Genomic DNA, 3,090 nt, shown 5'->3' with positions numbered 1-3,090 from the left:
CGAAGCCAACTGGCCGACCGGCTGCCGGCCTATATGGTGCCGGCCGCGGTCGTGGTCCTGGAGACGATGCCGTTGACCGTCAACGGCAAACTCGACTTCCGCGCCCTACCGGCACCGGACTACAGCGCGGGTGTATACCGCGCCCCTGCCAGCACCACCGAGGAAATCCTGGCCGGCATCTACGCTCAAGCCCTCGGCGTGGAACGCGTCGGCATCGACGACTCCTTCTTCGAACTCGGCGGCGACTCGATTTTGTCGATGCAGGTGGTGGCCCGGGCCAAGGCCGCCGGCCTGACGTGTCGGCCGCGCGACATCTTTGTCGAGCAGACCGTGGCCCGGTTGGCCCGGGTGGCAACGGTGGCCACCGAAGCCGGTGATGTGGTCGACTCCGGCGTTGGGCCGGTGATAGGAATCCCGATCATCCGGTGGCTGGCCGGCATCAACGGCCCCGTCGACCAGTTCAACCAGACCATGGTGGTGCAGGCGCCCGCGAGGGTGACCGAGGCGGACGTGGTCGTGCTGTTGCAGGCCTTGCTGGACAGGCATGCCATGTTGCGGTTGCGCGTTGATGAGGACCGCGCCGGGGAGTGGTCGCTGACCGTGCCGGAGGCGGGCTCGGTAGATGCGCGCGCATGCCTGCAATCGGTGGACGCGATATCCGATGCGGCGCTGGTCGCGGCGCGTTCGAGGTTGGATCCGGCCGCCGGAGTGATGCTCAGCGCATTGTGGATCACCGGCACGGGCCAGCTGGCACTGATCATTCACCATCTCGCCGTTGATGGTGTGTCGTGGCGAATCCTGTTGGAAGACCTCAACATTGCTTGGGCCCAGCACCACAGCGGCCAACCGGTGGCACTACCGACAGGCGGAACATCATTTGGTCGGTGGGCCTCGCTGCTGACCAGACACGCATACGACCCGACGGTCGTCGGGCACGCCGACGCATGGCGCCGGCTGGCGGCAACCCCCGCCGCGTTGCCCGCAATACAACCGGAAGTGGACACGTTCGCCACGGCTGGGCATTTGTCGGTGGACCTGGATACCGAGACCACCCGGTTGCTGCTCGGTGAGGTGCCCACAGCGTTCCACGCCGGCATCCAGGACATCTTATTGATCGCGTTCGCATTGGCCTGGACGCAGTTCCGGGCCACCTGGAGCGCCCCGATCGGCATCGACGTCGAGGCGCACGGGCGTCACGAGGAACTGGCCGCGGATGTCGACCTGTCGCGCACGGTGGGCTGGTTCACCGCCAAATACCCAGTGGCGTTGACGATAAGCGGCCTGTCCTGGGCGCAGGTGGTAGCCGGTGAGGCCGCGCTGGGCGTGGCGGTAAAAGACCGTAAAGAGCAGCTCCGCGCCGTGCCCGAGCCACTGACCTATGGTCTGCTGCGCTATTTGAATCCCGGCATTGAGTTTGCCGGCTCCGATCCTGCGATCGGGTTCAACTATCTGGGGCGTTTAGGCGCGGCGGCCGAGGTGTCCGCGGATTTGTGGCGGATCAGTCAGGATGGCCTGTCGTCGGCTGCCGCGGCCACAGCAATACCGATGCCGCTGGCACACACCCTCGACCTCAACACCGGCATCGTCGACACTGAGACCGGCCCCTACCTGCGCGCCAACTGGATGTGGGCGCCCTCGGCGCTGGATCACGCACAGGTCAGCCGGCTTAGCCAGTTGTGGTTCGACGCCCTGGCCGGCATTTGTGCGCACGTCCAACTCGGTGGCGGCGGGCTGACGCCGTCCGATATCGCGCCCGCCCGACTCAGCCAGCTACAGATCGACGAGTTGCAAAGGCAATACGCGGTCGCTGACGTACTGCCGTTGACCCCGATGCAGCACGGGCTGCTCTTCCACGCCAGCGCCGCGCACCTCAACGATGACGCTGTCTATGCGATGCAGTTGGAAATTGCGTTGAGCGGACCCCTCGACCGGCACCGGCTGCGCGAGGCGGTGCACACCGTAGTCAGCCGCCATCCGAACCTCGCGGCCCGGTTCTGCCAACAGTTTGACGAGCCGGTGCAGGTCATCCCCGCCGATCCCCAGACGCCGTGGCGGTATGTGGATCTGGACGGCGTTGATGCGGATGAGGAGATGCCGCGGCTGTGTGCGGCCGAACGCGCGGCGGTCTGCGATCTCACCGACCCGCCGGCGTTTCGGGTCACACTGATGCGCACCGCGCAAGACCGGCACCGAATCGTGGTCACCTCTCACCACATCGTGCTGGACGGCTGGTCGCTGCCGATCCTGCTGCAAGAAATCTTCGCCGGCTATTACGGTCAACGGCTGCCGGCGCCGGTCCCGTATCGCAGGTTCGTCACCTGGTTGGCCGATCGGGACCTCGACGCCGCCCACGCGGCATGGCGTCAGGTGTTGGCCGGCTTTGACACTCCCACGTTGGTGGGTCCGCCAGGGCGGACGCAGCTCGGGCCGCGAGGCGTCAGCTCATATCTGTTGCCGGACGGGCTCACGCAAGCCCTTGGTCAGCTGGCCCGCTCGCAGCACACCACCGTCAACACCGTGCTACAGGCCGCCTGGGCGTTGCTGCTGACGTCGCTCACCGGCCGCCCTGACGTCGCCTTCGGCGTCGCCGTCTCGGGCAGGCCGGCCGAGATCGTCGGTGCGGACGCGATGGTGGGCCTTTTGATCAACACGGTGCCGGTGCGAGCGAACATCACGCACGCGAGCACCACGACCGACCTGCTCGACCAACTGCAACGCGGCCACACCAAAACCCTTGAGCACCAACACCTTGCCCTGAGCGACATTCACCGCACCGTCGACCACGACCAACTGTTCGACACGCTGTTCGTGTTCCAGAACTATCCGATCGACATGGGCGCTCCGCTGGGCGTCGACGGATTGAACATCACCGCGTTCACCAGCCGCGAATACAACCATTACCCGCTGACGGTCCAAGCCACTCCCGGCGCCCAACTCGGCCTGCGTATCGAATTCGACACCGATTTGTTCGACGCGCAAAGGATCGAAACGCTGGTCGGGCGGCTGCAGCGGCTGTTGGTGGCGATGGTCGACGATCCGGCGCGGCGGTTGTCGTCGGTGGATGTGCTCGATGTGGGCGAGTATGCGCGG

General features: G+C 66.1%; 1 protein-coding gene. It reads left to right on the top strand.

Features of this window, described 5'->3' with window-relative positions; translation table 11 throughout:
- Positions 1–3,090: condensation domain-containing protein (locus tag A5686_RS17025; protein ID WP_231986399.1), on the top strand; the 3,090-nt coding region annotated here is incomplete at both ends.

Source organism: Mycobacterium sp. E2479 (assembly GCF_001667925.1).
In the GTDB taxonomy this organism is placed as follows: Bacteria; Actinomycetota; Actinomycetes; order Mycobacteriales; family Mycobacteriaceae; genus Mycobacterium.
This window is presented reverse-complemented; position numbering and strand designations above follow the sequence as displayed.